Raw genomic sequence first — 7991 nt, 5'->3', positions numbered from 1 at the left:
TTCTTCGTCGACGACGAGGGCGTCGACACCATCCGCCTCGGCCCGGTCGCGCGGTTCGATCTGGACGAAGCTGTTGCAAAGCTCACCGAGAGCCGCGAGCGGTTCGCAGCGTGGGTCCACCACCTCGAACTCGACGCTGTTATCGCGTACATGATCAGCGATGACATTGCGCAACCGATCTTTGACGAGACGGCAACGTATCTCACTAGTGGGGCAGTGCACCTACCGCCGCTGCTCGGGGTGGTGCAGGTGCCCGAGATCGTCACTGGGGCTGCTTGGTGGTCTGTGTACCAGCATCCGCTCATCGACGAGCCGCGCCACGGCGTTGTCGGCGAGGTCGCCGCATCAGCGGCGCTGCAGCAGATGCTTGCAGACACCGGCGCGCTGCCGGAGCCGAGCAAAGACGACATCGAGGCACGCCTGAACAGCACCGAACACGGCATCGACGCTGCCGAGCACGCCGACATCATCGAAGACGCGCTGGCGTATATCCCGCCCATGTTCTCCGACATGCTGCAGCGTGAGTACGAACAGGCGGCGGCAGGAATCACCCAGCCGAGCACCCGCGCTGTTCGGTCTGCGTTGAAATGCTTCACCACGCCGCGCTTGCGGGACACGCTGCTGGCGGCGCTGCTCGATGAGCCGCAGGCTGGCCTTGCGTTCATAGAGAAGGTTATGCGTGCTGTCCCGACCAGCTGGCCAGGGATGCGCGCCCATCTCACCGCCACCGTTGCCGTGCTCGCTCACGCCACAGGCCAGCCGGGGCTAGCTGGCGTTGCCGCACACAGGGCCACCGAGATCAGCAGCAAAGAGACGTTCCCGTCGCTGGTGGCGAAGTTAATCGACATTGGCGAGGGCAGTCGTCTCGCAGAAGTGGTTCACGAGGGCGGTGCTCAGGCTCGCGTGCAGTTGTTCGAAAACTAGTACTTCACACCCCGTTGCAGCAGTTGCTGTAGCGGGGTTTTTCTTTTCTACCCACGCCGTGACCAGGGAAGAAGGAAATCTCCACCGAGCAGGGGAGAGGTCTCTAGACAGCAGAGCTGTCTCAAAGAACGGATTGAGAATCAATCCACGACACGGAGGCACGCCATGTACCACTACACCCACGAAGACCTAGAGCTGCTCTACCTCATGTCTGACGGCATGGATGGCGAAGACGCCGATCCGGGTGCCGCACAAGAGCTACGCGACCTGGAAGCAGCAGGGGCACATCTGCCCTGGGCAGTGCTGTAACAGCACTTACAGCAGCAGCAAAGCCGCTGCTCAAACACACAATTGAAAGACAATCACACACTCACTCATATAAGGAGAAATCACAATGTCCAACCCGTTTAACAATGGCACCATCGTTGGCAACGCAGCACGCGAGCCGAAGATCTTTGAGCACGCAAACGGCGGTGCGACGGTGAAGCTCAACGTCTACGCACGTAATACGTTCAAGAACAAGTCCACAGGCAAGGTGGAATCAGAGATTGTCGAACTCACTGGCTACGTGGCTGACGCCAAGAACCTCGGCGTCTTCGGATGCATCGGCGCTGGTGATCGCGTTGCAGTGAGCTACTCGCTGAAGACTGACAACTACACCGATAAGGACGGCAACAAGCACTATCCGCTGGTAGCGCGCATCGACACTGTGCAGCTGATCGACTCCAAGAAGGAGTCTGAGGCACGAGCAGCACGCCGCGAGAACAGCGCAGATAACGCTGCTGCTAATGACTCTGAAGAAGTGCCGTTCTAGTTGCAACAACACCCCGCAGGGAAACCTGCGGGGTTATTTTTTCAGCACAGACCACGCATAACGCCGTCGCCGTCCAGTACGGGAGCGCTGATACTCCTGCTCCAGACGCTCTGTCTCTACACAGTGCATTACATGAGCCATTACATGCGCTGTTTTACTGCACTGTGTACTAGCCATTCCATTACGCACTACGCTGGCGCACTTCAAGTTCATTTGAAATCTTCTCAGACATTAGTGGTTCTCCTTCAAGTGAAGAATGCTTTAACTGGCCCCACCTTACCGGCATTCCTCTCAAACTTGGCCTCTGTTCGCTATGAGCGTTGGGGCACAGCGCCTAAGGCGCATACGGAAGCTGGGTTAACATTTATTCATGTCTGTTTCTGAGCTGTCCACCAGTACCCAGAACTATTTGAAAGCTATCTGGGGGCTAAAGGAATGGTCATCCGAGCCCGTTACCGCCACACTTATAGCGAAACAGCTGGGACTCAAGCTCTCCTCGGTCTCCGATGCAGTGCGCAAAATGTCGAAGCAAGGGCTCGTGTCACACACGCCCTATGGCTCTGTGGAGTTAACCGAACTTGGCAGGCAGTACGCATTGGTCATGGTGCGCCGCCACCGATTGCTTGAGTCTTTTTTGGTTCAAGCATTGGATTATACGTGGGACGAGGTCCATGATGAAGCCGAAAATCTTGAACACGCGGTGTCTGACATGCTCATAGAGCGCGTGGATAAGTTCCTCAATTACCCCACTAGGGATCCACACGGCGACCCTATCCCTACGGTTGATGGACAGATCACTATCCCCAGTGCGCACCGTCTCACCGACAGCGGCGCACAACCGCAGGTGACCGTGGAACGCATTTCTGATTCCGACCCACAACTGCTGGCCTTCCTCAAAGAGCAAGGCATCGTCATTGGGGCTGTTCTTACCACGCGCGAAGGAACGTCCTTTTCAGAATCGCTCGAAGTACAGGTAGCCGACAGTACTCAGTGGGTAGTACTTGGGCGCCCAGCTACGGACGCAGTGTTTGTAGCACACCACAGCCTGTAGTCTTTCCCTTTCTCATTAATCCTGTCCCTACCTGCCCTTTTACAAACTACGGTGCGGCGTAGTTTGCAACTACGGTAGTACGTAGTTAATCTTTTCGATCATCACCTATCCCACTTATGGCTAAGGCCAGGATGAGCAGGATTGTCATGTCAGACTCACCAGATTTGGTGTACTTTTCTAGCGTTTCTGAAAACACAAAAAGATTCGTCGAACGCTTAGATAGACCCGCAGTGCGCATTCCACTGCGGCCCAAGAAAACCGGAATGATCCAGGTTTCACACCCGTACGTACTCATCGTTCCAACCTACGGCGGTGGCTCGCTCAAACGCGCAGTCCCCAAACAGGTCATCGACTTCCTCAATGACCCAATCAACCGTTCCTTTATCCGGGGCGTGATTACCTCAGGCAATACCAACTTCGGAAGCGCTTACTGCGTCGCCGGCCGCATCATTTCCGCTAAGTGCCACGTTCCAGAGCTGTATCACTTCGAGCTACTCGGCACGCAGAAGGACGTTGCCGCTGTAAAGCAGGGCCTTCACAAGTTTTGGGAGCAGCAAAGCAACTAACAATTACACCCCATTGATTTCCCACAAAATGAAGACCACATCCGCAACACGCAGATTGGAAACCACAATGCCGCCACTTAAGGCCACCCCCACACAGCCCATTGGCCCTACGCCCCGCACCGCTTCAGCAGACGATGCCGGCGGTGTCGGTAAGCGCAAGAGCTACCATGCACTCAACGCGCAGCTGAACCTATTCGACGATTCGGGAAGAATCCAGTTCGACAAGGACATTGAGGCAACACAAGACTTTTTAGCGCACCATGTCACTCCCCGCATGCATCAGTTTGAATCCACCAAGCAGCGCTTGGAGTGGTTGGTTGATAACGAATACTACGAGCGGGAATTCCTTGAGCTTTATGATGACGATTTTCTGTGCACTATGTACGACAGAGCCCACCGAGCCAAGCATCAGTTCCGCACTTTCCTCGGCGCATTTAAGTTCTTTACTTCATACGCACTGAAAACCTTTGATGGCTCGCGATTTCTGGAAGGCTACGAAGAACGCGTCGCCACCACAGCTTTGTACCTTGCACAGGGCGATGAAGAGCTTGCGGAGAAGCTGGTGGATGACATCATGACCGGACGCTTCCAGCCCGCCACCCCTACTTTTCTCAACGCAGGAAAAGCCCAGCGTGGCGAAATGGTCTCCTGCTTCCTCCTTCGCATCGAAGACAATTTGGAAAGCATTGGCCGCAGCGTGAACTCTGCACTGCAGCTTTCAAAACGCGGCGGTGGTGTGGCCTTGTTACTGAGCAATCTGCGCGAATCCGGAGCCCCAATCAAAAAGATTGAGAACCAAGCTTCCGGCGTAGTCCCAGTCATGAAAATTCTGGAAGATAGCTTCAGCTATGCCAACCAATTGGGCGCTCGACAGGGCGCTGGAGCCGTCTACCTACATGCGCACCATCCAGATATTCTTCGTTTCCTGGATACCAAGCGGGAAAATGCCGATGAGAAAGTCCGCATTAAGACTCTTTCGCTGGGAGTTGTTATTCCAGATATAACCTTCCAGCTGGCCAAAGAGAACAAGGATATGCATCTTTTTAGCCCGTATGACATCGCTCGCGAGTACGGCGTAGCCATGTCTGACATGTCTATCACCGAGTATTACGACGAGCTGGTTTCCAATCCGCGAATTTCTCATACGACTATCAAGGCCCGCGAGTTTTTCACCACGCTGGCTGAGCTTCAGTTTGAATCTGGATACCCCTACATACTCTTTGAGGATACGGTCAACCGCGCTAATCCCCTCAAAGGACATATCAATATGTCCAATCTGTGTAGTGAGATCCTCCAGGTCAACACGCCATCCACCTACGGCGCCTCAGGTAACTACACCACCGTTGGCCAGGACATTTCCTGCAATCTAGGGTCGCTCAACATCGCTAAAGCTTTTGAATCACCGGACTTTGGGGAAACTGTTGAAACCGCGGTGCGCGCTCTCACGAAGGTCTCAGACCTAACAAATATCGAAGCTGTTCCTTCCATCGCTCACGGTAATGCATCCATGCATGCCATCGGGTTGGGCCAAATGAATCTCCACGGTTTCCTGGCTTCCAAGCGTATTCCTTATGGCTGCGCCGAAGCACTGGACTTTACAAATATCTATTTCCTGACCGTGACCTATCATGCGCTCCGTGCATCCCATGCGCTAGCGGTTGAGAAAGGTCAACGATTCACTGGCTTTGAAGAATCCACCTATGCCACTGGCGTCTACTTCGACAAGTACATCGACCAAGACTGGGCGCCGGCCACTGACCACGTAAAACAGCTATTCCATGAGGCTGGCGTGCAGATTCCTCAACGCGAGGATTGGCTACGGCTCAAGAACCAAGTGATGCAAGACGGCATCTACAACGCCTACTTGCAGGCAGTTCCACCCACTGGATCAATTTCCTACATCAATGACTCCACCGCGTCCATACACCCGATTGCCTCCAAGATTGAAATACGCAAGGAAGGCCGCTTGGGGCGCGTGTACTACCCCGCACCGGAAATGACCAACGACAACTTGGAGTATTTCGATGACTCCTACACCGTGGGGTACAAAAAAATCATCGACACCTACGCTATGGCCACCCAACACGTGGACCAAGGGCTTTCCCTGACTTTGTTCTTCACCGCTGACACCACTACGCGGGACATCAACAAGGCACAAATCTATGCCTGGAAAGCCGGAATCAAGACCTTGTACTACATCCGTTTACGCCAACCTGCACTCCAGGGAACCGAGGTCGAAGGCTGCGTTTCCTGTGCTCTGTAGGAACACGGTCCTTCCTTCATTCACAACCATCCATCAAGAAAGAAAGAAGCTATGTCTTCAACATCAAACACTGCTGAGCTAACCAGCATCTCAGTTACGCCGCCAAGTTACCGGCATGACCCTTCAGCCCGCATCCGCGCCATCAATTGGAATCGGGTGAGCGATGAGAAGGATCTTGAAGTGTGGAACCGCCTCACCGCCAACTTTTGGTTGCCAGAAAAGGTTCCACTTTCAAACGATCTCCCGGCGTGGCAGAGGATGACACCGGAGGAACGCAACCTCACCATGCGGGTGTTCACGGGACTCACCACCCTGGACACCGTCCAGGCCACTGTGGGCGAAATCTGTCAGATCCAAGATGCCCGCACCGAGCACGAGGAGGCCGTGTATACCAACATCGCCTTCATGCAATCAGTCCATGCCCGTTCTTACTCTTCAGTGTTTTCTACTTTGAGCAGTACGAAAGAAATTGATGAGGCATACCGCTGGGCGGTGAATAATGACCTTCTCCAGGCACGCGCCAAAAAAGTGCTCACTCATTATTTTGGACCCGATCCACTCAAGCGCAAAGTGTCATCGACGCTGCTTTCCTCGCTGCTTCTCTACGCGGGTTTCTATCTTCCCCTGCATTTTTCCGTCCACGCCACCCTGACAAATACGGCAGACATGATTCGCCTCATTCTGCGTGACAAGGCAGTGCACGGTTACTACTCAGGCTACAAGTACCAGCGCGGACTGGAAACGTCTGCTCCACAACGGCAACAGGAGATGCATGATTTCACTATTTCCTTGCTCGAAGAGCTTTATGCCCTAGAGCTGGATTATTCCGGCGAGCTATATGAGCCGTTGGGGCTCATGGATGATGTAGCTGTATTCGTTCGCTATAACGCCAATAAGGCGCTCATGAATTTGGGCTACCCGGACTACTTCCCACCTGAAGAAACGGAAGTGAACCCGGAAATCCTCGCTGCCCTAGCACCTGGAGCAGATGAAAACCATGACTTCTTCTCCGGCTCCGGTTCCTCCTATGTCATTGGCACCGCTGAAGAAACGAGTGATGATGACTGGGATTTCTAAACCGTTTCCACGACCAGACCAAGGAAGCTGGCTTGAGACCATCGCGCTGTTTGAAGCCATCCGCGAAGGAAACCAACCAGCAGCCATGCGGCTTTTGGATACGTCCGCCGCACGGGAGGCCGTCCTCGGGGGACTGTTAGGACTCATCGAACTGTACTTCCGCCATGAAGAAGACAAAGTGGATAACTTTCTTACTGCCGCCCACGCCGCCGGGCCACCGCCTGCCTTTGGCTGCAAGCCTTTTCTCCCTTGATCGCACGTACCTACGCCCAACTAAGAAGAAAGGATTTCCTATGACCACCCCACGCATTAGTGTTATCGTCGGCAGCCTGCGCCGCGGCTCATTTGCGCGCAAGATTGCACACGAAGTGCTCACAATGATCCCTGAAAACTACCAGGCAGACATCGTTGAAATCCGTGACTTGCCGCTCTATGACTTCGACTACGATGACCCCTCGGTCACGGACAAGCCCATTCCAGCTGAGTACACCACTTTCCGCGACACCATCAAGAACTCGAGCGGCGTCCTCTTTGTTACCCCGGAAAATAACCGTACTATCCCTGCCTGTCTCAAGAATGCAGTGGACATCGGTTCCAAGCCCAACTCGGATGTGGCTTGGAAGAACCTTCCCGCAGGTATCATCAGTCACTCTGTAGGCCGCATGGGCGGCTACAGTTCACAGAAGAACCTCCGGCTCGCCCTGTCCTACTTCGATATGCCGCTTCCTGGTCAGCCCGAGGTATTCCTTGGCCAATCCCCCACCCTCTTCGAAGACTCCGGCCATCTCAATGAAGGCACCGCAGGCTTTGTCAAAGACTACGTTATACGCTTCCTGCAGTTGGTCGACATGACATTAACAGCCAAGCACAGCTAGCGACGGCGACTAACCCTAGCCACCGCCCTCTACGAAGTACTTGAAGGCTTCTAAAGGGCCTTCTCAAAGACACAAACCCCGGATTCACACTCATCCTTGAGTTACCTGAATCTGAACCCAGGACGCTTCAAAAAACACCGCTCTAATTCTTCGATTTTCGCTGAATTAGAGCGGTTTTAGCGCTGTCGCTGGACACTGACCCTGGCGACATCCTGTTAGGCCGCTACAGGGCCATACAGGGCAGGGGAGACCCCCATCTACGGCTTGCCGCCGTCGGGGGACTCCTTGTCACCGTCGGGAGACTCCTTGCCACCGTCGGGGGACTCCTTGTCACCGTCGTGGTCGCGCTGTTGCTCCTGCTGGCGGCGCTTAGCGATGCGTTCCAGCGCGCTGTTCAGAAGACTGAAATGGTAGCGGTGTG

Annotated in this window: 9 protein-coding genes; all 9 read left to right on the top strand. The window is 54.4% G+C overall.

Going from position 1 to position 7991, the window contains the following annotated elements:
- Positions 1 to 924 (top strand): DUF4192 family protein (locus tag HMPREF2990_RS08690; protein ID WP_070764124.1); only part of this gene is annotated, 924 nt, incomplete at its 5' end.
- A gap of 165 nt (positions 925 to 1089) precedes the next feature.
- Positions 1090 to 1233 (top strand): hypothetical protein, encoded by a 144-nt coding sequence (locus HMPREF2990_RS12975; protein WP_165482993.1) that lies wholly within the window; start codon positions 1090 to 1092, stop codon positions 1231 to 1233.
- Positions 1234 to 1318: 85 nt separating this feature from the next.
- Positions 1319 to 1738, top strand: coding sequence for a single-stranded DNA-binding protein (locus HMPREF2990_RS08685; protein ID WP_070362918.1), 420 nt, complete (start codon positions 1319 to 1321; stop codon positions 1736 to 1738).
- Between the two features lie 370 nt (positions 1739 to 2108).
- Complete coding sequence (locus HMPREF2990_RS08680) at positions 2109 to 2789, top strand: metal-dependent transcriptional regulator (protein ID WP_070764122.1); 681 nt, start codon at positions 2109 to 2111, stop codon at positions 2787 to 2789.
- Positions 2790 to 2905: 116 nt separating this feature from the next.
- The gene (gene nrdI, locus HMPREF2990_RS08675; RefSeq protein ID WP_052093126.1) at positions 2906 to 3355 is read left to right on the top strand and encodes a class Ib ribonucleoside-diphosphate reductase assembly flavoprotein NrdI; all 450 of its coding nucleotides are present in this window, start codon (positions 2906 to 2908) and stop codon (positions 3353 to 3355) included.
- Positions 3356 to 3422: 67 nt separating this feature from the next.
- A complete protein-coding gene (gene nrdE / locus HMPREF2990_RS08670; protein ID WP_052205721.1) occupies positions 3423 to 5618 on the top strand; it encodes a class 1b ribonucleoside-diphosphate reductase subunit alpha in 2196 nt (731 codons plus the stop codon).
- Between the two features lie 51 nt (positions 5619 to 5669).
- A complete protein-coding gene (gene nrdF / locus HMPREF2990_RS08665) occupies positions 5670 to 6695 on the top strand; it encodes a class 1b ribonucleoside-diphosphate reductase subunit beta (RefSeq protein WP_034666259.1) in 1026 nt (341 codons plus the stop codon).
- Entirely contained in the window at positions 6679 to 6948 is a 270-nt protein-coding gene (locus tag HMPREF2990_RS12735; protein ID WP_034666257.1) for a hypothetical protein, read from the top strand. The genes nrdF and HMPREF2990_RS12735 overlap by 17 nt, the downstream gene beginning before the upstream one ends.
- Positions 6949 to 6988: 40 nt before the next feature.
- Positions 6989 to 7570, top strand: coding sequence for an NADPH-dependent FMN reductase (locus tag HMPREF2990_RS08660; protein WP_022862715.1), 582 nt, complete (start codon positions 6989 to 6991; stop codon positions 7568 to 7570).
- The last annotated feature ends 421 nt before the right edge of the window (positions 7571 to 7991 follow it).

The sequence above is a fragment of the Corynebacterium sp. HMSC071B10 genome (assembly GCF_001814825.1).
Classification (GTDB): Bacteria; Actinomycetota; Actinomycetes; order Mycobacteriales; family Mycobacteriaceae; genus Corynebacterium.
The sequence above is the reverse complement of the archived record's forward strand: the minus strand, read 5'-3'. Positions and strand labels throughout refer to the sequence as shown.